General features: G+C 57.1%; 19 protein-coding genes. 9 read left to right on the top strand and 10 right to left on the bottom strand.

Annotated features, from left to right (window positions below):
- Nucleotides 1-2: 2 nt before the first annotated feature.
- Nucleotides 3-290 (bottom strand): Asp-tRNA(Asn)/Glu-tRNA(Gln) amidotransferase subunit GatC, encoded by a 288-nt coding sequence (gene gatC / locus RBB44_RS18160; RefSeq protein ID WP_133946343.1) that lies wholly within the window; start codon nucleotides 288-290, stop codon nucleotides 3-5.
- Nucleotides 291-416: 126 nt separating this feature from the next.
- On the opposite strand from gatC, the gene RBB44_RS18155 reads away from it, so the two are divergent.
- The 4 genes from RBB44_RS18155 to RBB44_RS18140 all read left to right on the top strand — a co-directional run bounded on the left by RBB44_RS18155 (nucleotide 417) and on the right by RBB44_RS18140 (nucleotide 3048).
- Complete coding sequence (locus RBB44_RS18155; RefSeq protein WP_306149019.1) at nucleotides 417-1016, top strand: TetR/AcrR family transcriptional regulator; 600 nt, start codon at nucleotides 417-419, stop codon at nucleotides 1014-1016.
- Nucleotides 1017-1168: 152 nt separating this feature from the next.
- The gene (locus tag RBB44_RS18150) at nucleotides 1169-1660 is read left to right on the top strand and encodes a YHS domain-containing (seleno)protein (protein WP_306149018.1); all 492 of its coding nucleotides are present in this window, start codon (nucleotides 1169-1171) and stop codon (nucleotides 1658-1660) included.
- 157 nt (nucleotides 1661-1817) lie between these two features.
- The gene (locus RBB44_RS18145; RefSeq protein ID WP_306149017.1) at nucleotides 1818-2615 is read left to right on the top strand and encodes a siderophore-interacting protein; all 798 of its coding nucleotides are present in this window, start codon (nucleotides 1818-1820) and stop codon (nucleotides 2613-2615) included.
- A gap of 61 nt (nucleotides 2616-2676) precedes the next feature.
- A complete protein-coding gene (locus RBB44_RS18140) occupies nucleotides 2677-3048 on the top strand; it encodes a hypothetical protein (RefSeq protein WP_306149016.1) in 372 nt (123 codons plus the stop codon).
- A gap of 41 nt (nucleotides 3049-3089) precedes the next feature.
- Here RBB44_RS18140 and RBB44_RS18135 read toward each other — a convergent pair whose 3' ends face one another.
- Nucleotides 3090-4220 (bottom strand): transporter substrate-binding domain-containing protein, encoded by a 1131-nt coding sequence (locus tag RBB44_RS18135; RefSeq protein WP_306149015.1) that lies wholly within the window; start codon nucleotides 4218-4220, stop codon nucleotides 3090-3092.
- 255 nt (nucleotides 4221-4475) lie between these two features.
- Between RBB44_RS18135 and RBB44_RS18130 the strand changes: the two genes are divergently transcribed.
- Complete coding sequence (locus tag RBB44_RS18130; protein WP_306149014.1) at nucleotides 4476-6914, top strand: ATP-dependent helicase; 2439 nt, start codon at nucleotides 4476-4478, stop codon at nucleotides 6912-6914.
- A 143-nt stretch (nucleotides 6915-7057) separates the two neighbouring features.
- Entirely contained in the window at nucleotides 7058-9640 is a 2583-nt protein-coding gene (locus tag RBB44_RS18125) for an autotransporter outer membrane beta-barrel domain-containing protein (RefSeq protein WP_306149013.1), read from the top strand.
- Between the two features lie 51 nt (nucleotides 9641-9691).
- Here the strand turns inward: RBB44_RS18125 and RBB44_RS18120 are convergent, their stop codons facing one another.
- The gene (locus RBB44_RS18120; protein ID WP_306149012.1) at nucleotides 9692-10270 is read right to left on the bottom strand and encodes a tetratricopeptide repeat protein; all 579 of its coding nucleotides are present in this window, start codon (nucleotides 10268-10270) and stop codon (nucleotides 9692-9694) included.
- A 183-nt stretch (nucleotides 10271-10453) separates the two neighbouring features.
- Between RBB44_RS18120 and RBB44_RS18115 the strand changes: the two genes are divergently transcribed.
- A complete protein-coding gene (locus RBB44_RS18115) occupies nucleotides 10454-11344 on the top strand; it encodes a 50S ribosomal protein L11 methyltransferase (RefSeq protein ID WP_306149011.1) in 891 nt (296 codons plus the stop codon).
- Between the two features lie 82 nt (nucleotides 11345-11426).
- On the opposite strand, the gene RBB44_RS18110 is transcribed toward RBB44_RS18115, so the two are convergent.
- The gene (locus RBB44_RS18110) at nucleotides 11427-11630 is read right to left on the bottom strand and encodes a hypothetical protein (protein ID WP_040452352.1); all 204 of its coding nucleotides are present in this window, start codon (nucleotides 11628-11630) and stop codon (nucleotides 11427-11429) included.
- Between the two features lie 251 nt (nucleotides 11631-11881).
- Between RBB44_RS18110 and RBB44_RS18105 the strand changes: the two genes are divergently transcribed.
- Nucleotides 11882-13696: an aminopeptidase P family protein gene (locus tag RBB44_RS18105; RefSeq protein ID WP_306149010.1), complete on the top strand. Its 1815-nt coding sequence runs from the start codon at nucleotides 11882-11884 to the stop codon at nucleotides 13694-13696.
- An 81-nt stretch (nucleotides 13697-13777) separates the two neighbouring features.
- On the opposite strand, the gene RBB44_RS18100 is transcribed toward RBB44_RS18105, so the two are convergent.
- Entirely contained in the window at nucleotides 13778-15838 is a 2061-nt protein-coding gene (locus RBB44_RS18100; RefSeq protein WP_306149009.1) for a methyl-accepting chemotaxis protein, read from the bottom strand.
- Nucleotides 15839-16177: 339 nt separating this feature from the next.
- Nucleotides 16178-18328, bottom strand: coding sequence for an NAD-dependent DNA ligase LigA (gene ligA / locus RBB44_RS18095; protein WP_306149008.1), 2151 nt, complete (start codon nucleotides 18326-18328; stop codon nucleotides 16178-16180).
- A 122-nt stretch (nucleotides 18329-18450) separates the two neighbouring features.
- Between ligA and RBB44_RS18090 the strand changes: the two genes are divergently transcribed.
- A complete protein-coding gene (locus RBB44_RS18090; protein WP_306149007.1) occupies nucleotides 18451-18633 on the top strand; it encodes a hypothetical protein in 183 nt (60 codons plus the stop codon).
- Between the two features lie 70 nt (nucleotides 18634-18703).
- On the opposite strand, the gene recN is transcribed toward RBB44_RS18090, so the two are convergent.
- From recN to ftsZ, 4 genes are all read right to left on the bottom strand, one after another.
- Complete coding sequence (gene recN / locus RBB44_RS18085) at nucleotides 18704-20374, bottom strand: DNA repair protein RecN (RefSeq protein ID WP_306149006.1); 1671 nt, start codon at nucleotides 20372-20374, stop codon at nucleotides 18704-18706.
- Between the two features lie 72 nt (nucleotides 20375-20446).
- Nucleotides 20447-21253 (bottom strand): outer membrane protein assembly factor BamD, encoded by an 807-nt coding sequence (locus RBB44_RS18080; RefSeq protein WP_133947586.1) that lies wholly within the window; start codon nucleotides 21251-21253, stop codon nucleotides 20447-20449.
- A 287-nt stretch (nucleotides 21254-21540) separates the two neighbouring features.
- Nucleotides 21541-22485, bottom strand: a complete 945-nt coding sequence (lpxC, locus tag RBB44_RS18075) for a UDP-3-O-acyl-N-acetylglucosamine deacetylase (RefSeq protein WP_306149005.1) — start codon at nucleotides 22483-22485, stop codon at nucleotides 21541-21543.
- Nucleotides 22486-22743: 258 nt separating this feature from the next.
- Entirely contained in the window at nucleotides 22744-24489 is a 1746-nt protein-coding gene (ftsZ, locus tag RBB44_RS18070) for a cell division protein FtsZ (protein ID WP_306149004.1), read from the bottom strand.
- Between the last annotated feature and the right edge of the window lie 3 nt (nucleotides 24490-24492).

The following is a 24492-nucleotide window of genomic DNA, read 5'->3' as shown; positions in this document are numbered from 1 at the left end:
ACTTATTCGACGACTTTCGGCACCATGAAGAAGTTGTCTTCAGAGGCCGGAGCGTTCTTGGTGATGTCGGCAGCCTTGTTGCCGTCGGTTACGCCGTCTGCGCGCTTTTTCATGGTTGTTTCGACCACGGAGGTCATCGGCTCAACACCGTCAATGTTCACTTCGTCGAGCTGTTCGACAAAACCGAGGATGGCATTCAGTTCGCCGGTCATGCGGGTGGCTTCGTCTTCGCTCACCTTGATGCGGGCAAGACGCGCAACGCGCTTTACCGTTGCAGTATCTACGGACATGTTTTTTCCTTTGACCGTTGGAAATCTGGTTTGGAGGTTGATTACCGCCCCAAGCGCTCATTTTCCAATGAATGTCCTTGCTGAACGCATCAAGACATGAAATACGGTCCTAATGGGGACCGAATTATGACTGATGGGTCAACACGCCGGGGGCGGAAAGACGACCCCAGCCTGACAGGCCGGCTGCAATCCGCGATGGTAAGGGCTCTGGCCTATCACGGGTACGACCCGGTTCGTTTGGACGATCTTGCGAATACCGCGGGCACCAGCAAACAGGCAATCTATCGCCGCTGGTCCGGTAAACAGGACTTTGCGCTTTCCGCGCTTCAAACTGCCCTGTTTCAGATCCCCGCCCCCAGACCCGAGCGCACAAACACAGCACAGGACCTCTACCGCCTGATCTTCGGGTACCGGACAACCTTGAACAGTGACCTTGGCAAGGCCCTACTACACGTGCGGACTGTCCCGATATTCGGATCGCTTCTCACAGACTTTGAGGACGAGGTCCGGTTTCACATCCGCCAGTGTTTGATCGCGACGCCGTTTGAGCAGGACCTTCAGGCGAAAACCACGCTAATCCTGGGACTCATTTGGCAAGACCTGTTTGATCTGCATTTCGGGCGCGGCGGGCTAGATGACGCCGAATTGGAAAGCGCGATCTACTTGCTTTTGGGGCTGACTGCCCCCCGACCCTCTGCGGAACAGTCGCCGCTCCCCGGATTGTGAGCCACGTCTGCGTGCCAAGGCGTTCACGGATTCTGGCGGTGTGCTTTCATCTCTGTGAACAAGGGTGATTGGTGTTTGGCAGCGGTCATGGCCATTCTCCAGACACCGGGCGCGAACATGTGCCTCAACTCAAAAACCTTCCGGAGTTCTCGATGCCGCTTTACACCTCGAAATCCGTGCTTCTTGGCCTCACAGCTCTTTTTTCCGTCACCGGCTTTGCCGTGTCGGCTGACGAAATCACCACCTTTACCAAGAACGGCGCCGCTATCGGCGGCACCGATCCGGTTGCCTACTTCACCCAAGGCAAGCCGGTCGCCGGTTCTGATGAGTACACGTTCCAATATGACGACGTGACCTGGAAGTTTTCGTCCGCTGAAAACCGGGACAAGTTCGCCGCCGATCCGGTGAAATACGCGCCGCAATATGGCGGTTTCTGCGCCTTCGGTCTGAGCAAGGGCTTCAAGGTGCCGGTCATCCCGGAGGCCTGGAAAATCGTCGATGGCAAGCTCTACCTCAACAACAGCATCGCCGTGCAAGAGCGGTTTGAGGGCAACACCGCAGAATACATCAATCACGCTGACCTGAACTGGGACATCGTGAAAGACACGAAGCCGGAAGACCTGAAAGAACCGATCATCCGGTAACTTCAAGTGCCATTCCCAAGATCGAGCCCGCCAAATCGGCGGGCTTTTTCTTGATACACCTGACACGCCGTTTCCTGTCATGAAACAATGACGCCTTTCAAAACCGGTCGGGCGATGCTAAATGCTGAGTATTGAAGTCAACATTTAAAGGTTCCTCATGGCCGCCCTGCCGAAACGCAAACCCCGTTTTCTGACCGTCAAGTCGGCCGTGCATTTAAGCCCGCACATGATCCGTGTGACCTTTGCCGGACCGGAACTGGAAGGATTTCCGCTTCATCAGGAAGGGGCGAATTGCAAGCTGGTGCTGCCGCGGGAAGATGAAAGCCGGGACGACTTCGAAGCCTACTTCGCCCCCGGCGCACCAGATGAGAAAGTCCACCCAGTCAGGACGTATACCGTGCGGGCCTATCGGCCGGACAGTCTGGAGCTCGACATCGATTTTGTTGCCCATGGGGACAACGGACCGGCAACCCGCTGGGCGCAATCCGCCAAACCCGGATCGTTCCTCGGCTTCTTCGGGCCAAGCCAGAAGAAGATCAAGGAATTCTACGCTGATTGGTATCTGGTGGCCGCGGACCTCTCCGCCATGCCGGTTGCCGAAGCTGTTCTGGAGCAGATGCCACGGGATGCGAAAGGCGTTGCCCTCTTTGAAGTTCCATCCAAAGACGATATCCGGGAGATTGCGGTCCCAAGCAACATCGAAATCCATTGGTTGATCCATGAGGATCCGCATGTGGCATCCACGTCTCAGCTCGACTTCATAACGTCGATGGCGTGGCCGGATGGTGTTCTTCAAACCTGCATTGCCGGGGAAAGTTCGGTCATCCGGTCAATCCGCGATCATCTGAACAATACCCGGCAGGTACCGAGAAAAGACACTTACATTTCCGGTTATTGGAAAATCGGCCTTGTTGAAGACGAGCACCAGAAAATGAAACGGGCGGAAGCCGCCTGACACCCCTTTCGATCTGGCAGGCTGCCGAGCGCGTAGTCTCTTCAGTTTACGGAGAGCTGCGATGGCCCGCTATTACGTGTCAGTGACCGGTTTGCGGTTGAAGACCTGGTTTCATGCCCTGCGCTTTTGGCGGCACGCGATCCCCAGCTTCAATCAGGAAAAAGTCGCTGATGGCAACGTTTTGGCCGGCACACGGATCGTGCACGGCGTCCACCACACCTTGACCGTCTGGACGAGTGAAACGGCGATGAAACGCTATCTTTATCGCGGAGCGCACCGCAGGGCGATCAAGGCGTTTCCATCAATCGCAACTGGAACGACATGCGGCTTCCACACTGACGACATTCCATCCTGGGCGGTCGCTCTTGAATACTGGGAGCGCCATGGACGGGACTACGAGACGCCAACAACGGAAAGCACACGTAGCCCCTAGGCCAACCTTATTGCTTTAGCCAAGCTGGAACCCGGCAAGGGCTATTCCCGCGGCCCGAGATACTCCACCCGCAGATCTTCAACTTTTCCGGCTTCCTTGGCCGCGAGCAGCTCAATGTTGATCGTGCGGGTGTAAGGGCTGCGCAGCGACAGGGCAAAACCATATTTGTTCGGATCAAAGAGCGGCCCAACCACCTCCACATCCGCGTTGGGATTGGTGTGATCGTAGTATTCCAGTGTGGGTGCATCGCCGACAAACGCGTCAATTTCGCCATCGCTCAATGCTTCGACAGCTTCATCGAGGCCATCAAACGCAATCACCGACCATCCCTGCTCGCGTGAATAGTCTTCGCCGACACTGCCGTCGAACACACCGACGACCTTGCCCGGCAAGTCGGCGACACTCTGAATCTGATTGTTGAGCGACAAGGTGGTCATGACGCTTGTGACGGAAGACGTAATGAACGCCATCACCGCCAATCCGCACACCAGCCAGATCGCCTGCCACACACGCCCGATCCAACCAAACAGATTCTTGCGCGATGGCGCCTTGCCGGAGGTCACGACTGACATTACCGAATAAAAACTGTCCGCCAGACCATCGGGCCACTTCTGCGAGAAGGACTTGTCGAAACGGCGGTCAAAAAGGGTCATCAAAAGCGTGGCCACCACAATAACAAACGCGAGCCAGCCATAGGCCTTCAGGAACCCCGCTTCCTGAAGGCCGTTAACCACTTCCCAGAAGCTGGTTGATCCGACAGAGCCGACCATGATGCGCAGACCTGAATCAAACCAGGGCTGGGTAAAATCCATTTTCTCCAAACGCGCCTTGGTGATGGTCAGGTTCGAGATCGCAGCATCTGTTTGCCCCTCTGCAGTCGCGTCGATCAGGGCCCGCACATTGGGGTAAGGCTCGTACTGATACTCGAGGCCGGCAGCAGCTGCGAGTTCTTCCCAAAGCTCGATCGCCATGCCGGTATATCCGTCAACCGTTTGCATCACGAAAGGCGGGCTCACCCGAACGCCAACCGTCAGCGGCGCTTCGCCGCTTGCCGCTTCCGGTGCTTGACCCGCCTCCTGCGCGGCACCGGGCGATACAACCAGTATCATTGCACTGATCAGCACGATGATCGGGGACACGGAACGCAAAAAGACACGATAATTCAGAAGCATGGTTCCCCCAAGACAAGGACGCAAAGACGAATGCGTCCAGACGTTACAACCTAAAGGGTAAAACAGTCGCAAACGCCTGTGTGATGCTTTTGCAATCGAGGAACCAGGCTACTGGGTCCCGGCCTGCGCCGGGACGGCGTGAAAGGTTCGCTGTTCGCGAGAACTATCCCCACCAAATCCGACTATCGCGTCTCGCCAGCGCGGCATTTGTTGCTATATTGTTCTCCAAAGCGCTTTTAACCGGACCGATAAACCATGACCGACCCGGACGGGTATGACGATCCCTTTGACGATCCTTTTCAACCCATCGGGACGCGGGCGGAAGCTCCACCTGTTGCGCCACCACCTGGTGGCGGCATTGCAGCGCGGGCCATGGCGGCCCGCCGGGCGCCCGACTACCTGACCGGTCTCAACCCCGAACAGCGCCTTGCCGTGGAAACGACCGAGGGGCCTGTCCTGGTTCTGGCGGGCGCCGGCACCGGCAAGACCCGGGTTTTGACCACCCGGATCGCGCATATCCTGGCCTCCGGCCTGGCACGTCCACATGATATTTTGGCCGTGACCTTCACCAACAAGGCCGCCCGCGAAATGAAGGAGCGCATTGCGAGGTTTGTCGGCGGCAATGTGGAGGGCATGGCCTGGCTCGGCACGTTCCACTCCATCTGCGTGAAAATCCTTCGAAAACATGCCGAACTGGTGGGTTTGAAATCCGGCTTTTCCATTCTCGACACCGACGACCAGATCCGCCTGATCAAGCAGATCATTCAGGCCGAAGGGCTCGACGACAAGCGCTGGACCGCCCGCGCCTTTGCCAACATGCTCGACGGCTGGAAGAACCGGGCCCTGACGCCGGATCAGGTGCCGGAAGGCGAAGCGCGCGCCTTCGCGAACGGCAAGGGCCGCAAGCTCTATCAGGAGTATCAAGAGCGCCTGTCGATCCTGAACGCCGCCGATTTTGGCGATCTCTTGCTCCACGTCATCACGCTGTTCAAGACCCGGCAGGATGTGCTTGCCGATTATCAGCGCCGCTTCCGCTACATGCTGGTGGACGAGTATCAGGACACCAACATCGCCCAGTATCTGTGGTTGCGCCTGCTGGCCCAGGGCAATCCGAATGTTTGCTGTGTCGGTGATGACGATCAGTCAATCTATGGCTGGCGCGGGGCCGAGGTCGACAACATCCTGCGCTTCGAGCACGACTTCAAGGGCGCGGAGGTGATCCGTCTGGAGCGCAATTACCGCTCGACCAGTCACATTCTCGCCGCGGCCTCTCATCTCATCTCCTTCAACGAAGGCCGCCTCGGCAAGACGCTTTTCACTGACTTTCACGAACCGGATCATGACCTCGTGTCCGTTGCCTCCGTCTGGGATTCAGAAGAAGAAGCCAGGACGATTGGTGATGAAATCGAAGCGCTGCAAACCAAAGGTCACACGCTCAACGAGATGGCCGTTTTGGTCCGCGCCTCCTTCCAGATGCGCGAGTTCGAAGATCGATTTGTCACGCTCGGCCTCAACTACCGTGTCATTGGCGGACCGCGCTTTTATGAGCGCATGGAAATCCGCGATGCCATGGCGTATTTCCGCTGTGTCATGCAGCCGGCGGACGATCTGGCGTTCGAGCGGATCGTCAACACGCCGAAACGCGGCCTTGGGGATGCCACGCTTAAGCTTGTGCATGAACTGGCGCGGGCCGAGCGCATCCCCTTGATGCAGGCCGCCAGCCAGCTGATCGATTCCGAAGAGCTGAAACCCAAGCCGCGCAATTCACTGAAAACCGTGCTCGACAATTTCGAGCGTTGGCGGCGCCAGATCGACAGCATGAAGCACACGGATCTCGCCGAGATCATTCTGGATGAAAGTGGCTACACGGAAATGTGGCGGCAGGACCGCTCGGCCGAGGCCCCGGGCCGTCTGGACAACCTGAAAGAACTCATCCGCTCCATGGAAGAGTTTGAATCCATGGCCGGGTTCCTGGAACACATCTCCCTCGTCATGGACCGGGACAGCGCGGATGCGCAAGACGCCGTCTCGATCATGACGCTGCACTCCGCGAAGGGCCTGGAATTCGACACAGTCTTCCTGCCTGGCTGGGAGGAAGGGTTGTTCCCTCACCAGCGGGCACTGGATGAGAGTGGCCGCGCAGGCCTAGAAGAGGAACGCCGCCTCGCCTATGTCGGCATCACCCGAGCCAAGAAGCGGGCGAAGCTGTACTTTGCTTCCAACCGGCGCATTCACGGCCAATGGCAGTCGAGCATTCCGTCCAGGTTCCTTGATGAACTGCCAACTGAACACGTTGAAATCGCAGAAGCTTCGTCCAACTACGGCGGGTATGGCGGTGGCGGCTATGGTCCGTCGCGCTTCGACCGTCAGGATGCCTTTGAGACCGGCAGCTATTCGACGCCCGGTTGGCAACGCGCTCAACGGGCACGCCAGTCCTCCGATGGGTTTTCAGACGGCGGCGGACGTGGCTACCAATCCGCCCGTCAAAAACGCCAGGGACCGCTCACGATTGAAGGGGAACTGGTTGCCAAGTCCGTCAGCGACATTCCGTCGGAATATTCTGTCGGCGAACGGGTGTTCCACATCAAGTTCGGCTATGGCGCGATCAAGTCGATCGAAGGCAACAAGCTGACCATCGATTTTGAAAAGGCCGGTCAGAAAAAAGTCATCGACAGCTTCGTAGAACGGCACTGATTTTAAGATATTGATATTTATAACAATATCAAACTGAACGGAACAAAATTTACGTTAGGTTAAGCATAAATTCGCTAGTGTGACCGGACAGTTAGACTGATCCGCATTTTGTTTCTGCGTAGCGGATACGGCAGGAGCACAACATGCGTTTAGGAAACAACAAGTCGGCCGTCAATCGCGCAGGTTTTCATGCAGCCACGCTGGTGTTTACGGCAACTGCGGCGACCTTCCTGGCCCCTGCAGCAGCAAATGCAAATTGCGATGCGTTGGGGGCGGGCGCGCTCCGTGCTTCGGGTACTGAACGGCTCGACCCAAGCAGCTTCACCCCTTCAAGTGCTATATGCCTTGAGAGACGGACGGAGATCGTGGTTTCCCCGGGAACGGTTCCCGCCGATGGTGCCTATGACTATTATTCGCCCGTTTTCTTTGACCTGAAACGGGCCTCGAAAGTCAACTCCTTCACGTTCATCGGTAATAGCATTGAAAGTGCTCCGTCTCCGGGCACAAACTTCCTCAGATTGCTCCAGGCACCGGCGACTGACGATCTCGGGGCAACTTGGATCAACTTGATAGATGTCGGTATTGGTGCAAACCGCGCTATCACCTTAACCGAACAAAGCGGTGATACCCAATTTCAGAATGTTTATATCGCAAGCGCGTCGGCTTCCCCTTTGACATACACCTCCTTTACGGTCGCCAATCCGTCCTTGTTCGCGGTTGGGCAGTACAACATCGTGGGGCAGAATTTCGATTCAGCGACTGAGCTGACCCTTAAAGACAGTTCAATTTCAAACGCGCTCATTACCTCCGTCGTGGCCGGTTCCGAGCTGAAGCTCGACAATACGACAATCGATACCCGCTTCTTCAAACTTGACGGAAAGTTATCAGGCAATGGCGTCATCAATGGCAAGACAGGCGCAGGCGGCACGGGTTTCCTGACATCCGCAGGTGCAGAGATCCGTCCCGGCAACTCCATCGGAACGCTTTCGATCAACGGCGATGTGTCTTTTCAGGGCGCGACAAGTCTTGTCTCCGAACTGGACCCGACAGCGTCTCAGACTGCGGACCTGCTGGATGTGTCCGGTGACATGACCGGTGCAGACAACTTGACCGCGACACTTGAAAAGGACAGCGGATATTCAGGGTCAGGCGCCACCGAAATCAGTGATTTCATCAACTCCACCTTTGTCATCGCGCGCGCCGGATCGATTGACAGTGACAGTGTTACTCTGGTCGAAGGCAACTCGTTGAATGCACACCTGAGTGCAAGCCTCGCGGGACCACCGACACAGACTTCACAGGTTGAGGTCAAGTTCTCTGACAACTCTGCAACACCAACCTTCCTGCCAACCAAGGTGAAGACCATCCAGTCGACCGGCGGTGGCAAGCAAGTGATCCCACCGCCGGTGACCACGACCACGACAACACCAACGGCGACAGTTACAACCACCACCACGACGACACCAACGGTCACAACAACGACGACAACCACCACGACGACCAACACGACCACGCCCACAACGACGACGACCACATCAACAGTCCCGACGCAGACCACCACACCGCCTGTCACGACGCCTTGGGTGGATTTGGTGACGGCCGTATCAGCAACGCACAATGAAACACCCATCAATGGCGTGTCAGGCGGAAGCGGTGGCGGAAACCAAATCCTCGCCGGCGGCAACACGGTGAGTGACGGCTATTTGTCCCTGACCAACGGCGACCTGATCACCTTCAACGAAGTTCACGCTGAACCCTATTCCTCCAACCTGACCGTCGGCCTGGAACATCTCGATCACATTGCCACTTCGGTGATGAACCGGATTTCCGGCAGTCACGACGTTCTCGACAAGGCCAATCAGGTTCGCGATGCTCAAGGACGGGCCATCTGGCTGGATGCGTCCGGGCTGAAAGGCAACGTGGATGGCAAAGACGGTCTTGGAAGTTTCAATTATTCAATTGCCAGCGTGATTGGCGGTGCTGATCTGCTCGCAAGTAATCAGGGAAGCGTTGGGGCGTTTGCAGGCTACGGCTATCAACAAATGGACGAGCATGACACGGTCGATCAGTCCTTCTCGGCGCAGTCTGGCTTTGCCGGATTGTACGGAACACTTTACCGCGACAGCTGGCGGCTGGCGGCCTCCGGAGGTTATTCTTACAGCGCCAACAAAGGCGAGCGGAACAACCCGAATGTCGGCTTGTTCACCGGTGGGCGCGCGGAATCCGATTTTGATTCCCATGCCGCCTTTGTCGCAACAAAAGCAGGCTATGAACTGCCGCTAACACCCCAGTTCAAAGTGACACCGTTTGCTGCAGCTTCCTACGCGCACATTTGGCAAGGCGAAGCTCGGGAAACCGGAGGCGGTGACTTCAACTACACCGTCCATGCTGCGACTGCGGACGCCGTTTTGACCGGTCTTGGATTCGACTGGGCAGCGGACGTTTGGACAACGGACAGCGGGACAGCGAAGCTGGTCGGATTTGCCCGCTACGATCATGACTGGAGTGCATCGGCAGATTCAGCCCACGATATCACTGTCACGTCCGACTTGTTCGGGACCTTCAATCAAACGGGCCAAAACCGCGGCGCCCATTCCGTAACAGCCGGATTGGGCTTTGTCGGCTCCGTCGGCAGCGCGGGTGCATGGCGATTGGGTGTTGCAGGTGCACTCAATGAACACGGTGAAGAAATCGGCGCGGGTGCACACTTTTCCTGGCGGTTTTAGAAGAAGGCACTTTGCGGGCCTCTGGCCGCAACCGGGTTCCGGCGCTCACCTTTAGAGATCAATTCCTTTTTCCTCTTGCTCCCTGATCAGCAGGAAGCGTTCGGGTATGAAGGGATGCAGGGCGACCGCCTCCCGCAAGGCCTGCCGGCCGAGCCGGACCCTGCCCTGCTCCATCAGAATCCGGCCCTTGCCGGAAAGCGCCCCGAAATGCCTGGGTTCAAGCTCCAGCACCCGTTCGATATCTTCCAGTGAGCGGTCGGGTTTGCCCTGGAGATAATGGATGAACGCCCGCTGGTTCCACGCCTCGGCATAATCAGGCGCAGTCTCCAAGGCACTATTCAACTCCATAAGTGCCCCTTCATAGTCGGCAACGCGCCGTTTGCTCATTGCTGAGCGAACCTTTGCCTCCAGATCTGCGGATGGGGCGGCCGCAATCCAGCTCTCCCAGATTTCCGCTTCGACTATCCGGGCCTCCATCTCGCTCTTCGAGGAAAGCAGCGCATCGAACAGCCGCTGATCCGGGAGATCACCCGCCTGCGCCGGCCTCCCCGTGCCAAGGAATACAAGGCTGAGCAGCAATGCGAGTGCCGCCAAGATGCGCCGGGACTGAAGGATTGCGCTTGCCTGCATGGTGGATCTCCCTTGGTACCGTCGGACACTTTTGTAAAAACCTATGGCAGGCGGACTGTTTCGCCAGATCCGGCGAGTTTTATCGTGAAAACAAAAAAGAGACTGGCAGGGGTTTTTCGCTCCGGCTATACCGCTGAGCCAAGCCACCAAGCCAACCGACACCTCAACCGAAGGCGTGCCTTTATGAAAACCATCCGGGTCAAGATCACGGCGGAAGAACTGGAAGCCAAACGGATCTCCGAAATCCTGGAACGGGCCTTTGAAGACGAGGGCAATCCAGTCACGATCTACGAAGATTCCAAGGACGGGAAGATCTGGTCTGCCGAGATCCTGCTTTTCGGCATGGAACCGGACGAAGCAGCCGCACTGGTGCGCGACCGGGTCGGCGCCGATGCATTCGCCGCACCGCTGGAAGCCGAAGAACTGCCGGATATCAACTGGGTGGAAAAAAGCCTGGAAGGTCTGAAGCCGGTCCGCGCCGGGCGCTTTCTCGTCCACGGCAGTCACGATCGCGACAAGGTGCCGGGGGGCGCGATCGGGCTTGAAATCGAGGCAGCTCTCGCCTTTGGAACCGGCCACCACGGAACCACCGCCGGATGCCTGGAAGAGATCGACCGGCTGTTGTCCATGCGCGAGTATGACAGCATTCTGGATCTCGGGACGGGAACCGGTGTCCTGGCAATTGCCGCAGCCTTGAAAGCCCGCCAGCAGGTGTTAGCGACCGACATTGATCCGATTGCGACACACACGGCCTTGGAAAACGCGCGGCTGAACGGTGCCCGTCATCTCGTGACCGGTTTCACCGCCAATGGCGTGGAAGACCGGCGGTTTAATCTCTATGGCCCGTTCGATCTGGTCATCGCCAATATTCTGGCGCGGCCCTTGATGAAGATGTCGAAATCCATCTGCGCGCGGATGACACCAACGTCCACGCTGGTCCTATCCGGTTTGCGGATCGAAGATGGACCGCGGATCCTGTTTGCTTATGGATGCCAGGGATTTGTCCTGGACCGCCGCCGGGAAAAGGACGGCTGGCTCACGCTCACGCTGATCCGCGGCCGCAAACACGCGTAAGGCTATTTCCTAGGAGAAACGAAAAGACCCCGCCGGTTGAGCCGGCGGGGTCTTTTATCGTGCACAGTATTCTTTCAGCGGCTTAGAACGCGCTGGTCGCAGAGCCTTCGCGTTCCAGTTGCTCACGATCGTAACCGTGGGCAGAAAGGGTCGCGTCATCGAGTGACAGGAGGTAGCCGTTGACATAGCGGCGGGCCTGTACGGAGCGGGCTTCGATCATCCGGTCGAAAGCGCGGCGCATGAAGCCGCCGGAAGCGCGTGTGGATGTAGTCGTTGCGATGGTCATTGTCTTTAATCCCGTTCGAAGTTGAAGAGCTTCCCTAGGGAGAAACGTCTTTATCTGTTTGTTGGTTGTGAATATGAGCGTGCGGTGGTGGTTTAGGTAGGGGGCGATCTGCATGCCAGCCCTGCGCATTTCGCATATGCGAAATAATTTGTGCATTGCACATTTTCGAAACGAAAATTCCCATATCCAATCTTTTCAAGAAATAATTATCCGACTTGATTGCGTCATAGACCCCTTTTAGTTTTGCCGCCATGTTTCAGAATTTTGACGATCTCAGTGATCCTTCCTGCGGGGCGCCGCATGCAGCGCTTCTCAGAGCCGAACTCAAGCGTCTGGGCCTTGATGGTTTCTTGATTCCCCGCGCCGATGCGCACCAGGGGGAATATGTCCCGCCGCATGACTGCCGTTTGCAGTGGTTGACGGGCTTCACCGGATCCGCCGGTATGGCGGCAGTTTTGGGCGAAGAAGCTGCCGTTTTCGTCGATGGCCGTTACACCATCCAGGTGCGCGAACAGGTCGACATGGACGTATTTCCAGCCCAGCATCTGATCACGGAACCTGTGACGGACTGGCTCGCTGCACGCCTCAAGCCGGGCCAAAAACTCGGCATCGACGCCATGCTGCACACCGTGCGGGAAGTCCGCCGGTTGCGGGAGATCTGTAAAGAGGCCGGTGCCGAACTGATCACCTTGGAGGACAACCCGGTTGATGCGGTTTGGGCGGATCGCCCGGAGCCGCCGGTCGGTCAGGTCATGCTTTATCCGACAGAACTTGCAGGCCGTGGGTCGGAAGACAAGATCGCCGAGATCCAGAAAGCCATTCAGGGCAAGAAAGCCGACGCCTGTGTCCTCACACAGCCGGATTCCATTGCCTGGCTGTTCAACATCCGCGGCTCGGATGTCACGCACACACCACTGCCCCTGTCGTTTGCGACCGTTCCAGCAGAGGGCAAACCCTCGCTTTATATCGATGGCCGCAAGCTCTCCAACTCCGTGCGCGATGCCCTCGCCGATTTGACCGAGATTTCAGAGCCGGCCGATTTTCAAGGCGGGTTGAAAACACTCGGCACGGAAGGGAAGAAGGTCATCATCGATCCGTCTCTTGCCGGGATCGGCATTGCCGAAGCCATCACAGATGCCGGTGGAATGCTCGTTGAAGCCTCTGATCCTGTTCTCCTACCGAAAGCTGTCAAAAACGAGGTCGAGCTGAACGGCGCTCGCAAAGCGCATGTCCGCGATGCGGCGGCCTATATCTCGTTCCTCTGCTGGTTCGATGAAGAAGTCGCCAAGGGTGAGCTGGACGAGATCGGGGCCGCTGAAAAGCTGGAAGAGTTTCGCGCGGCAACGGGAGAGCTAAAGGACATCTCCTTCGACACGATTTCCGGGGCCGGGCCGAACGGGGCGATCTGCCACTACCGGGTCAGCCGCACCAGCAATCTTAAGATCCCGCAAGACAAGCCATTCCTGATTGATTCCGGCGCGCAATATATTGACGGCACCACCGACATCACCCGGACGCTCGCCGTTGGCGCGGTGAGCGAGGAGATGAAGAAGCATTACACGCTGGTGCTGAAGGGCCACATCGCCATCTCGACCGCGAAGTTTCCGGAAGGCACGACAGGTGCCCAGCTGGATACCCTTGCGCGCATTGATCTTTGGAAAGCCGGCCTCGATTTCGATCACGGGACCGGTCACGGCGTCGGCACGTACCTCGGTGTCCACGAAGGTCCGCAGCGCATAGCCAAGACCGGCCATGTGCCACTGAAGCCGGGCATGATCCTGTCCAACGAACCGGGTTACTATCCCGCCGGTGAATACGGCATTCGCCTGGAGAACCTCGAGATCGTCACCGCACCGAAGGATATTCCGGGCGGCGAGCGACCGATGCTCGGGTTTGAGACGATCACGCTGGTCCCGTTTGATCGGCGTTTGATTGTTGCCGGAATGCTGACGAGCGACGAGCGTTCCTGGCTCAACCGGTACCATCAGCGGGTCCGCTCCGAAATCGGGCCATTGCTGGCCGCCAAAGACCGGATCTGGCTGGAACAGGCGACCGAAGAGGTCTGAGCAAAAGCCTTCCATCACAAACAAAAACCGCCCGGACACTGTCCGGGCGGTTTTTCCTTATATTCCAAAAAGGCGAGCGGGTTATGCGGCCTCGTCTTCTTTGCGCACCTGCTCCAGGAAGTGGCTGACCGCCCCCGAAAGACTGCTGGCTACCTTACCGAGTTGATCGGCAGATTGGCTCATTGCCTGGGATTGTTCGCGGGTCTGATCGATCGACCCGGAGACCCCAGCAACGTTGGAGGCCGCAGCCGTCGCACCATCTGAAGCCAGTGTAATGCTCTGCGTAATCTCGCTTGTTGCAAGGTTCTGTTCTTCCACAGACGCTGCAATCGTGCTGGTCACCGACTGCACTTGCTCAATCTGCTCAACAATGGACCGGATGGCCGCGACAGATTTCTGGGTCGAGCCCTGAATGCCGGTGATTTGGCTGGCAATCTCGTCTGTCGCCTTGGCCGTTTGTGTTGACAACTCTTTCACTTCGGCCGCAACCACAGCGAAGCCTTTGCCGGCCTCCCCGGCCCGCGCAGCCTCAATCGTGGCATTCAGCGCCAAGAGGTTGGTCTGCTCTGCAATTGCCCGAATGATTTCGACCACCTCACCAATCTTGTCCGCTGTTTCAGCAAGGACGGAGACATCCCGGTCAGCAGCCAACGCAGCATCAGACGCAGTTCCAGAGATATCCATGGCCGTATTTGCTTGGCGTGTAATCTCACTGATGGAGGCGGACAGTTCGGCTGCGGCGGACGCTACAGTTTGGACATTGGTGGTCGCTTCTTCGGTCGCTGCATTGGCAGCACTCGCGCTTTCTGAAGCATGGCCTGCAATCTGAACCATATGGCCGGCAGATTGACTGACTTCATGGGTTTCGTTCTTCAGTTGGTGCTGAACCGCGGAGACCTCATCTTCAAACTGTTTGATCGCAGCTTCCAGATGGGCGTTCCGTTTGCGCCGCTGAATTCGGCCCTTCTCCGCTTCTTCTTCCAGAGCGCGTTGTTTGATCAGATTGTCGCGGAACACTTCCGCAGACCGGGCAATATCTCCGATCTCATCCGGACGGTCCGTGTAGGCCACTTGGATATCAATCTTACCTTCTGCAAGACTTGAGATGGTGTCACGCTGGCGCTGCAGGAGCTTTGAGATTGACAACACTTCATAGGCGGCAAGACCACCGCTGCCAAGCACCACAATTACGGCAAAAACAGATACATACAGAAGCTGAGCTGCGAGCGCTGCAGTGTCTGCATCAGCAGCAGCTTCTGCACGGCGTATCAACTCATCGGAGACTGACTTGATCAGATTCAAACGCTGAGTGGCCGTTGCGAACCAATCACTGCCAGTGATCCCCTGTGCGTCACCGCTTGAAGGAAGATCCTGGAGAATTGGGCGCCATTTTTTCACTGTGTCGACAGCTGGGCCTTTCACAGTTTCCGCGAACAATGCTTTTTGTTCCGGCAGAGCAATTGCGTTGAATTCCGACAGGAATGCTTGTTCAGCGCCGTACTTAGCCATGAACCTTTTGTAGACACCAAAGTTCACTTCATTGTTGAGAGCAAATTCGTTCAACATGCCGGCACCGAGTGCGCGCTCGAGGCCACCGGCTTCTTTCGCTTCAACAAGAGCAATGAAGGGGAACAACTCTGACGTGATTTCTGGCGACGGGCTTGCTTCGATCGCAAGACCAATCAGGTGAATAAGCGCATGTATCTCTTTGGTATACGAGGCGACCACTTCCGGCGCTGACATAGCGCGGCCATCAATCCGTTTCCGGAAGCCTTCCACTTCATGAACCGCTTTGCCCACTTTGCGCAATTCTTCAAGTGTGTACGCATCGTTGAGATCAATGGCTGCCAAATGATCGTCAAATACTTTGACGGCCGCATCTGTTACGGGGCGCTGGCTCTTTAGTCTCGCCATGTTCTCGGCTGCATAATCGGAACGGATCATGCCGACGGTCATGCCGCGTTCTTTTTGCAGTTCATGGATGACATTTCCGGCATCTTCTGCAATGCGCGTCAATGGACGCATGAACTCATGATGCGACAGCTGAACCTTTGTTTCATAGACTGAGAAGCCTGCAAAACCGACCACCGCGAGCATTGGCACCAACGCCAATACCAGAATCTGTACTTTAATCCGTTTCATTAAGCCTACCCCTCCAAGGCGCTCTTGACCGGAAGAGTGGGTTTTTCAGCTTACTCATACCTTAACGTAAGGCAGAAATTTGGCATTTTACGACAGCGAAAAACAATAAATCAATAGAAACAATTTAAGGTGGTGCAATTAAGAATTTCGCTGTTGATAATTATACGGATATCGATCACCTATATTTATTTTCGATAATATTTTCAGATATTTAGAACTACAGAAAATGCTGTTCATTTGATTCGAGAAGACAGAAACCATAAGGCGAAAATCCGATTTTTTACAACCTGAACAACTTCTAGCGTCACCCTAAAGATCAGAAGTGTCGCCAGATGCAAATTACGTAACGTCAACCAACTCGAACCAATCGTCCTCGGAAATGACCTCGATCTCGAGCTCTGACGCCTTCTTGAGCTTGGATCCGGCCCCCGGACCGGCAACGACCAAATCGGTCTTCTTGGACACCGACCCCGACACCTTCGCCCCGAACCGCTCGGCCATTGCCTTGGCCTCGTCACGGGTCATGCGCTCAAGAGAGCCGGTAAAGACCACCGTCTTGCCGGCAACCGGCGAGCCGGAAGCCTCGATCTTCTCCGCATCCTTCGGCGTCACCTCTTGCAGCAGCGCATCCAACTGCTCGCGATTGTGGCTTTCGGCAAAGAATTCCACCAACGCATCGGCAACGATATGTCCGATGCCATCAATGTCATTGAGCTCGGCCCAAGCCTCACTTCCATGATCGCTGGCCTCCGTCATCGCTTTGTAGAAGGCTGCCCAGGACCCATAGGCCCGTGCCAACAGTTTGGCATTGCCCTCGCCGACATGCCGGATGCCGAGCGCGAAAATGAACCGGTGAAGGTCAATCTTCCGACGTGCATCGATCGCCTCAAACAGGTTCTTTGCGGAAACGGCGCCCCAGCCTTCGCGGTTGCGCAACTTGGTCAGGGATTGTTTGTCACGTTCAGCAAGTGTGAAGATGTCAGCCGCAGTCTTCACCAGGTCATCCTGATAGAACGCATCCACCTGCTTATCGCCGAACCCTTCAATATCGAAGGCGTTGCGGGAGACAAAGTGCTTGAGCTTTTCCGTTGCCTGCGCCGGGCAGATCAGACCGCCAGTGCACCGGCGCACTGCGTCCTTGCGGCCGGTCTTTTCATTTTCCTCGCGCACTGCGTGGCTGTTGCAGCGCGGGCAGCGGGTCGGAAATTCATAAGGCTCCGCATCGTCTGGACGCTTGTCGAGGTCCACATCGACGATCTGGGGAATAACGTCGCCGGCCCGCTGGATCTTGACCGTATCGCCCTTGCGCAAGTCCTTGCCGCCACGGATCGGCTCTCCATCCTGGCCGATGCCCTTGATGTAGTCTTCGTTGTGCAGCGTCGCATTGGAAACGACCACACCGCCGACCGTGATCGGTTCGAGTTTGGCAACCGGGGTCAGCGCACCCGTTCGGCCCACCTGAATTTCAATGTCATTGAGCACGGTCCAGGCCTGCTCGGCCGGAAATTTGTGCGCAATCGCCCATCGCGGCGAGCGGGAGACAAAACCGAGCCGTTCCTGCAAATCCAGCCGGTCGACCTTGTAGACGACCCCGTCAATGTCATAGTCGAGCTGCGCCCGGTTTTCCTCAATGCCATGATAGACTGCGAGCAACTCTTCCACCGTCTCACAGCGTTTCATCAGCGGATTGATCTGGAACCCCCACGCTGCCAACTGCGCAACCATGCCGTCTTGCGTGTCCTTTGGCAGCGCACTCATCTCCCCCCAGGCATAGGCAAAGAAACGAAGTGGCCGGGACGCTGTGATTTCAGACTTCAACTGGCGCAAGGATCCGGCAGCCGCATTGCGCGGATTGGCAAATACCTTGCCGCCATTGGCCGCCATGCGCCCATTGAGGGCCTCAAAATCCTTGTGGGCCATGTAGACCTCGCCGCGGATCTCCACCACCTCCGGCACGGTGCCGATGAGCGTTTGCGGGATATCCTTTATGGTCTTGGCGTTGGCGGTGACATTCTCGCCCGTCGTGCCGTCGCCCCGCGTTGCGGCATAGACAAGTTTACCGCCCTCATAGCGCAAGGACAGGGACAGGCCGTCAATCTTCGGCTCGGCAGTGACTGCCAACGCTCCCATCAACGGATCGAACTTCAGAAATCGGCGAACCCGGCCGACAAAATCACGGACATCATCATCGCTGAATGCATTGTCCAGCGACAGCATCGGCACCCGGTGCGTGATCTTTCCAAACCCGGAGGCTGGCGCCGCGCCGACCTGTGCAGACGGGCCGTCGGCCAGCATCAACTCCGGGAAACGAGCCTCAATCGCTGAATTCCGCCGGCGCAGCGCGTCATAGTCCGCATCCGATATCGTCGGCGCATCTTCCTGGTGATACCTCCGGTCATGTTCAGCGATCTCCGATGCCAACCGCTCAAGCTCGGCCTTGGCAGCTTCCGGGCTCAACTGCTCGATTTCGGTCAAAGAGTTATCAGTCATACGCTCTACCAGCCCCGGGAGTTTCCAATTTGCCGCCTGTCTTGCGTTGTCCGGGAACCATTCCCGAAGACCAGCGTTCTAGACTTATATGTCCGGCGTTTTTCAATGCAAAGGAGAGCAAGATGCCAAACACCAAAGCCAACTACGATCTTACACAGTCCGGTAAAGGATCCGGCCCGGTTTGGTTCATCGCAGGAGCTTTGGTCACCGCAATCGCCGCCGGTATCTTCTTTTATTCGCAGTGGTATGCGCAGGACGATGAGGTAAGTATCGAGCTCACTGTCCCGAACATTTCTGTCGAATAAAGACCCGAAAAATTGCCGTTTCCTCCCCCGCCAACTGCGCAAAGGCCCGCCTCTCCAGCGGGCCTTCTTTTTAGCCTGCCCTCTGTAACAAAAGGCGGGAAGCTGCCGCCCGCGCCTCATCCGTAATGACGCTGCCCGCCAGCATCCGGGCCACTTCCTCCCGGCGATGGTCCTCATCAATCCGCTTCACCCGCGTTGCCACCCGGTCCGGGTCTGTCGCCTCCTTGGCGATCAGGAAGTGCCCCTCAGCCCTTGCCGCGACCTGAGGCGCATGGGTCACGGTCAGAACCTGCACGTTGCTTGCAAGCCGGGCCAACCGCAGACCGATCGCTTCGGCCACGGCACCGCCAACGCCGGTGTCAATCTCATCAAAAACCAGCGTCGGTGCCGATCCTTTGTCGGCGAGACACACTTTCAGAGCCAGCAAAAACCGCGAAAGTTCACCGCCGGAGGCCACTTTCATCATCGGGCCCGGCTTGGTGCCCGGGTTGGTCTGAACGTGGAATTCCAGCTGATCGATGCCGGACCGGCCCCGCTGCTCCGGATCGCTTGCGGTCTCGACAATGAATTTCGCACGTTCCAACTTCAGATCCGGTAATTCCGTCTCAACAGCCTTTTCAAGGCGCGCAGCGGCTTTGCGCCGCTTCTCTGAGAGGTTTGTAGCCTTCCGGTCATAGTCGGCACGGGCCTTTTGAGCCGCATCGGCCAAAGCGGCCAGTTTGTCCTCACCGGCGTCCAGATCGGAAAGATCGGCGGCCATGCGCTCGGCAAGAGCACTCAGTTCGTCAACGGGCAAGGAATACTTCCGCGACGCAGCACGGAGCGCAAACAACCGCTCCTCTACAGCCTCAAGTTCGCGCGGATCGTACTCGGTCTCCCGTAGGGCCGCTTCCAGCCCGGAGCGGCACTCTTCCAGGAGATCCAGGGCGCCTGCCAAATGCTGGACCGGTTGCCCGAGCAGGTTCGGAACCTGATCGGCCTTCCGCTCCAACCTCCGTAAAAGACTGGCGAGCTCAGGGACCGGGGATGCGGATCCGTTCAGGGTTTCGTAGGCATCGCTCAGATCCCCAGCAATCTTCTCGACCGCCATCATATCCGTGCGCCGGGCCGCCAACTGATCTTCTTCACCAGATTCCGGCTTCAATTGGCTGAGTTCCTCGACAGAGGATCTCAAATAATCCGCTTCGTTGCGGGCTGCTTCAATGCGGGCTTCATGATCTGACACAGCCTTTTCGGCTGACCGATAGCCTTGGTAGGCTTTTGCCACGGCGTCCACATCGGTGGTCAATCCGCCAAACACGTCGATCAAAGCCCGGTGGCTCTCCGGATCAACCAAGGCCCGGTCATCATGCTGACCATGAATTTCCACCAGCAGAGCACCTGCCTGCCGCAAAAGCCCTGCACTGACCGGCTGATCATTGATGAAAGCGCGCGTGCGCCCGTCTGCGGCCTGAACCCGGCGCAAAATGACGTCCCCGTCATCGTCGATGCTGTTGTCTTTCAGGAAAGCGCGGACCGGATGCACCATCTCGACATCAAAGACAGCGGTCACTTGTCCTTGCCCCTCTCCATGACGGACAAGATCAGCATCGCCCCTTGCGCCAAGCGCCAGAGACAGGGAATCCAGCAAAATGGATTTTCCGGCGCCGGTCTCGCCTGTCAGCACAGACATTCCGGCGGCGAACTCAAGATCCAGACGGTCGATCAGAACAATGTCACGGATAGACAACGTGACCAGCATGAACAGAGCGCTCCTTAGAAATCGGCTCGGGCGGGCACCTAAAACATAGGTGCCTTTTCGAGTCGGTCTAGTTTAGAGCTTGATACTCTTGAATGCGCGGCTAATCCAGCTGCCACTGTCTTCAGAAGGCTCATATCCGCCGCTGTTCAAGAGAGTGTAAGCGTCTTTGTACCACTGCGTGTCCGGGAAGTTGTGCCCTAGAACCGCAGCAGCGGTCTGGGCTTCGCTGATCACCCCAAGCGCATAATAGGCTTCGGTCAAACGAAAGAGCGCTTCTTCCACGTGACGGGTGGTCTGATAGTTGTTCACAACGGTCTTGAAGCGGTTCACGGCTGCAACGTAATTCCGGCGCTCCAGATAGTACCGGCCCACCTGCATTTCCTTGCCGCCAAGTTGGTCCTGAACGATCAGAAGCTTGCGTTGGGCATCCGGCACGTATTCCGATTCAGGAAAGCGCTGGATCAGCTCGCCATACGCGGAAGCTGCGCGCTCGGTCGTGGCCTGATCCCGTGTAATGTCCGGCATCTGACGGTAGTAACTCTGGCCAACGAGGTAGAGCATGTAGGCGGAATCCGGATCGCCCGGGTAAAGCGTTACAAACCGATTGGCGGATGTCACGGTCTCCGTGTACTTGCCCCGCGTGTAGTTGAGATAGGCAAGGTTCACCAGGGACTTCTTGGAATATTCCGAGTACGGGTAAAGCTTGTCGAGTTCCTCGAATTTGGCAGTCGAATCTCTCAGTTTGCCCTGTGCCCGCAGTGCAAGGCCTTCGTTGAACAGAACCTCCGCAGGGGTGTCGTTCAGCGCCAGCTCATCAAACTCGTCCTTGCTGCTGCACGCTGACAATGCCAAGGGCGCAGCCAAAACCGCAAGAGCCAAAAAACGCTTGAGATGTGGAGCCGTCCACGCCGAAAAGCCGAGTTGTCTTCCGTTCACACCCTATCTCCCGAGCTGCACATATCAGCCCAAACACAGCCCTGCACCGAGCGGCGCAGAAATTCCCGATTTCAATAACACGAGTGTTTAGCGGAAACGAACCGCCCCCGTCACGCTTTCAAACGCGATCTGCCGGATTTTTTAAGCTTTTTTGTGGCAAGCCGCCACAAACACCAGCTTCGCCTGAAATAAAAATGGGAGGCGTTCGGGCCTCCCTTGAAAGAAAAGTATCAGGAAACGTCCGGACCAAAAGCTGCTGCAGCAGCCAAACCGCCTTTGTCGACCTGGCCAACCTGGCGGAAGGCCGGAGATTCGACGATCTCGAATGCAGACGGATCTTCGAACAGCTTGACCAGAATAGAGTGATTCATCTTGTGACCACCCTTGAAGGAGCGGTAAAGCCCTAGGATCGGAAGACCGGCAAGCGCCAGATCACCAACCGCGTCAAGCGCCTTGTGGCGGGCGAACTCATCCGGCCAGCGCGTGCCTTCCGGGTTCAGAACCTTGTCGTCGGAGATGGCGACGGAGTTTTCCAGCGAAGAGCCGAGCGCGAAGCCCATCTTCCAGAGCTGCTCAACATCCTTCACGTAACCGAAGGTCCGCGCCCGGCAGAGTTCGTTGCGGAACACGTCCGGCGTCATGTCGGACACGAATTTCTGGTTGCCGATCGCAGGCGTATCAAAGTCAATCGTGATGTCAAACTTCGTGCCGTCATAGGGATGCAGCTCACACCAGGCGCTTCCGTTGTCGACACGAACGGTTTTCTTGACTTTCAGATACCGGCGGCCCCGGTCCAACTTCTTGATGCCAACCTGCTCGATCGCCTCGACAAACGCGTGGCTGGAACCATCCATGATCGGCATTTCAGGGCCGTCGATTTCAACGATGACGTTGTCGATGCCCATTCCAAACAGCGCAGCCATCAGGTGCTCAACGGTCGAAATGCCATCCTTGGACGGATCATCGAGAACGGTGCACAATGCGGTTGCAGACACTTTGTCCCAAAGCGCCGGAATTTCCTTGGAAGAATCACTATCGGTGCGGGAGAACACAACCCCCACACAAGCTTCAGCAGGCACCAATGTGATTGACGCAGGTTTACCCGAATGAACACCGATACCTGTCAGCGTCACCTGATCGGCGAGCGTTGTCTGTCGGTCTACATATGCGGTCATATTCCCCTACCCTTCCGGTTTGGCGCCGGTAATGGTCAGTCATTTGCACGTGCAAAGTTACGGACTTTTAACAATCGCCAGCTGCGGGCAACATAGTCGGTAATTACGGTAGGGCGAAATAAAGCTTTATTACGGTTTGTAACGATTCACAGGTTGGCAAACCATTGAATTATCACATCATTTGACTCAGTGTAACGAAAGCGGCCCGAAGTCGTGACTTCGGGCCGTTGCGATCAGGGAAGAAGATCGCAGGTCGAATCAGTTGGCCTGCCGGCGCAGGAACGCCGGGATCTCCAACTGATCGTCTTCTGACTGGCTCATCGGCGTTGGGGCCGAACGGCCAGTGCTATCAAGTTGTCCGGTTGCCCCCTCGCTGTGAGACCGCGGCTGCGGTGCACGCGGTGCAGGACGAAGTTGCGCTGCCGGACGGACAGTCTCAACGGGAGCCTCTTCGTGGTGCTCTTCTTCGTCTTCCTTGCGGCCAAGACCACTGGCAAGACGCCGCAGAAGACCCATTGGGCGCCGTTCGTCTTCAACATCATGCTCCAGATCCGCAGCCGGATCGGCCGGAGCTTGCGCCTCTTGTGCTGCCGGGGCGCTGGCCGGAGCAGAGCTGGCGAGAATTTCACGCTGAGCAATCGGCGGGAAATCTTCAACGCGTGGCATCCGCGGGGCCGCGGCATGCTCTTCAGCTACCGGCGGGATGTATGGCTGCGCCATCGGCGCTACATCAGCAACCGGTGCGGGCGTGTCGTTTTCCAGATCCATCATCGAAGATGTTTCTGCGACTGGAGCCCGCGAAGGCTGCACCTTCTTGATTTCAACATCCGGGTCGCTGGCAACGGAAACTGCGGCAGGTTCCGGGATCGCCAGTTCTTTTTCTAGGCTGGCCATCGCCTTTGCTGCAGCCTCCTGAACCTTCGGCATTTCTGCAGCCGGTGCAGGCTTCGTCTGGATTTCCGGAGTACGCGGCGCAATGGTCTCGGATTTCAGAGCTGGAGCTGTGATTCCGGGAAACGTGCCAGCCATTTGGCCCTCCTCCCGGTCAATTCCAGTTGCAACAACCGACACGCGGATAATGCCATCCAGCGTCTCGTCGAAGGTCGCACCAAGGATGATGTTAGCGTCCGCGTCGACTTCTTCCCGGATCCGGGTTGCTGCTTCATCCACTTCAAAGAGCGTCAAATCATTGCCGCCAGTGATGGAAATGAGCAGACCTTTTGCACCCTTCATGGAGGATTCGTCGAGCAACGGATTGGCAATTGCGGCTTCAGCAGCTTGCTGAGCGCGCTTTTCGCCAGAGGCTTCGCCGGTGCCCATCATCGCTTTGCCCATGCCGCGCATGACAGAGCGGACGTCGGCAAAGTCGAGGTTGATCAGACCTTCCTTGACCATCAGGTCGGTGATGCAGGCAACACCGGAGTAAAGAACCTGGTCGGCCATTGCAAACGCATCAGCGAACGTCGTCTGTGCGTTGGCGATCCGGAAAAGGTTCTGGTTCGGAATGACAATCAGAGTATCAACGTTGCGCTGAAGCTCTTCGATGCCGCTGTCGGCAATGCGCATCCGGCGCGCACCTTCGAATTGGAACGGCTTGGTAACAACACCAACGGTCAGGATGCCCTGCTCGCGCGCTGCACGGGCAATCACAGGAGCTGCACCGGTGCCGGTACCACCGCCCATACCGGCCGTGATGAACACCATGTGCGATCCAGACAGATGATCGTTGATCTCATCGATCACTTCTTCGGCCGCTGCCCCGCCAACTTCTGGCTGGGAGCCGGCTCCGAGACCTTCCGTAACGGCCACGCCCATCTGGACGAGACGATCGGACTGGTTCATTGCCAGTGCCTGGGCATCCGTGTTGGCCACGACGAAGTCGCACCCCTGGAGACCTGCTGTGATCATGTTATTGACGGCGTTTCCGCCCGCGCCGCCGACACCGAAGACCGTGATACGCGGCTTCAGTTCCTGAATGTCGGGCATCTTCAGGTTTATGGTCATGTT

This window comes from Roseibium sp. MMSF_3247 (genome assembly GCF_030733765.1).
Classification (GTDB): domain Bacteria; phylum Pseudomonadota; class Alphaproteobacteria; order Rhizobiales; family Stappiaceae; genus Roseibium.
The sequence above is the reverse complement of the archived record's forward strand: the minus strand, read 5'-3'. Positions and strand labels throughout refer to the sequence as shown.

Bases quoted from the DNA above. Each gene is read 5' to 3' on its own strand.
- gatC (WP_133946343.1), bottom strand. From the start codon at position 290: ATGTCCGTAGATACTGCAACGGTAAAGCGCGTTGCGCGTCTTGCCCGC.
- RBB44_RS18155 (WP_306149019.1), top strand. From the start codon at position 417: ATGACTGATGGGTCAACACGCCGGGGGCGGAAAGACGACCCCAGCCTG.
- RBB44_RS18150 (WP_306149018.1), top strand. From the start codon at position 1,169: ATGCCGCTTTACACCTCGAAATCCGTGCTTCTTGGCCTCACAGCTCTT.
- RBB44_RS18145 (WP_306149017.1), top strand. From the start codon at position 1,818: ATGGCCGCCCTGCCGAAACGCAAACCCCGTTTTCTGACCGTCAAGTCG.
- RBB44_RS18140 (WP_306149016.1), top strand. From the start codon at position 2,677: ATGGCCCGCTATTACGTGTCAGTGACCGGTTTGCGGTTGAAGACCTGG.
- RBB44_RS18135 (WP_306149015.1), bottom strand. From the start codon at position 4,220: ATGCTTCTGAATTATCGTGTCTTTTTGCGTTCCGTGTCCCCGATCATC.
- RBB44_RS18130 (WP_306149014.1), top strand. From the start codon at position 4,476: ATGACCGACCCGGACGGGTATGACGATCCCTTTGACGATCCTTTTCAA.
- RBB44_RS18125 (WP_306149013.1), top strand. From the start codon at position 7,058: ATGCGTTTAGGAAACAACAAGTCGGCCGTCAATCGCGCAGGTTTTCAT.
- RBB44_RS18120 (WP_306149012.1), bottom strand. From the start codon at position 10,270: ATGCAGGCAAGCGCAATCCTTCAGTCCCGGCGCATCTTGGCGGCACTC.
- RBB44_RS18115 (WP_306149011.1), top strand. From the start codon at position 10,454: ATGAAAACCATCCGGGTCAAGATCACGGCGGAAGAACTGGAAGCCAAA.
- RBB44_RS18110 (WP_040452352.1), bottom strand. From the start codon at position 11,630: ATGACCATCGCAACGACTACATCCACACGCGCTTCCGGCGGCTTCATG.
- RBB44_RS18105 (WP_306149010.1), top strand. From the start codon at position 11,882: ATGTTTCAGAATTTTGACGATCTCAGTGATCCTTCCTGCGGGGCGCCG.
- RBB44_RS18100 (WP_306149009.1), bottom strand. From the start codon at position 15,838: ATGAAACGGATTAAAGTACAGATTCTGGTATTGGCGTTGGTGCCAATG.
- ligA (WP_306149008.1), bottom strand. From the start codon at position 18,328: ATGACTGATAACTCTTTGACCGAAATCGAGCAGTTGAGCCCGGAAGCT.
- RBB44_RS18090 (WP_306149007.1), top strand. From the start codon at position 18,451: ATGCCAAACACCAAAGCCAACTACGATCTTACACAGTCCGGTAAAGGA.
- recN (WP_306149006.1), bottom strand. From the start codon at position 20,374: ATGCTGGTCACGTTGTCTATCCGTGACATTGTTCTGATCGACCGTCTG.
- lpxC (WP_306149005.1), bottom strand. From the start codon at position 22,485: ATGACCGCATATGTAGACCGACAGACAACGCTCGCCGATCAGGTGACG.
- ftsZ (WP_306149004.1), bottom strand. From the start codon at position 24,489: ATGACCATAAACCTGAAGATGCCCGACATTCAGGAACTGAAGCCGCGT.